Origin of the sequence: Nonomuraea ceibae (assembly GCF_019396325.1) — a bacterium.
Taxonomy (GTDB): Bacteria; Actinomycetota; Actinomycetes; order Streptosporangiales; family Streptosporangiaceae; genus Nonomuraea; species Nonomuraea ceibae.
The window spans coordinates 1-549 of record NZ_JAHKRO010000259.1 but is presented as its reverse complement, the minus strand read 5'-3'; the positions used below and the strand labels follow the sequence as shown (position 1 = coordinate 549).

1 pseudogene is annotated in these 549 nt (G+C 72.9%); it reads right to left on the bottom strand.

Annotation, left to right across the window (positions count from 1 at the left end):
- Positions 1-549: pseudogene (locus KME80_RS49850) on the bottom strand (FAD-linked oxidase); the annotation flags it as partial.

Here is a 549-nt window from a genome sequence, read left to right as displayed (position 1 = left end):
GGGTGGACCGGGAAGTTGCTGCGGAAGACGGCGTGCGGGTCGTGGCGGCGTTTGACGTCGCGCAGGCGATCGAGTGCGGCCGGGGTGAAGGCGTCGGCCGCGCTTTCGCCGGGGCTGAGGAAGGTGAGGGGCTTGCGGCCGCTGACGGGGAGGGTGCCGGCCAGGGCGGCCTGCCGGTTCGTGATGGCCTCGGCGGTGGCGGGGTCGGTGGGGACGCCGAAGAGGTAGAGGGCGTACGGTTCCACGAGCGGGCCGTGCGGGCTGTCGGACGGGCGGGTGAACGCGCCGCCCAGGTGCCGGATCTGCACGCTGAGCAGGGGGGCGATCGGGTGGCTCAGCAGGGTCTCGACGGCTGTGTCGCCGAGGTCTTTCAGCAGCTCGGCGTGTGAGAGGCCGGCGCAGGGTTCGACGGGTTCGGCGGTGATGCCGCCGATGTCGCAGACGGCCATGTTCCGCCTGCTGTCGGAGAGCGGAGCGGGCAGGCGGTCCAGGAGGGCGAGCAGGTCACGCGCCTCGCTCTCGGAGCCGAGGTAGGTGGCGTCGATGGCG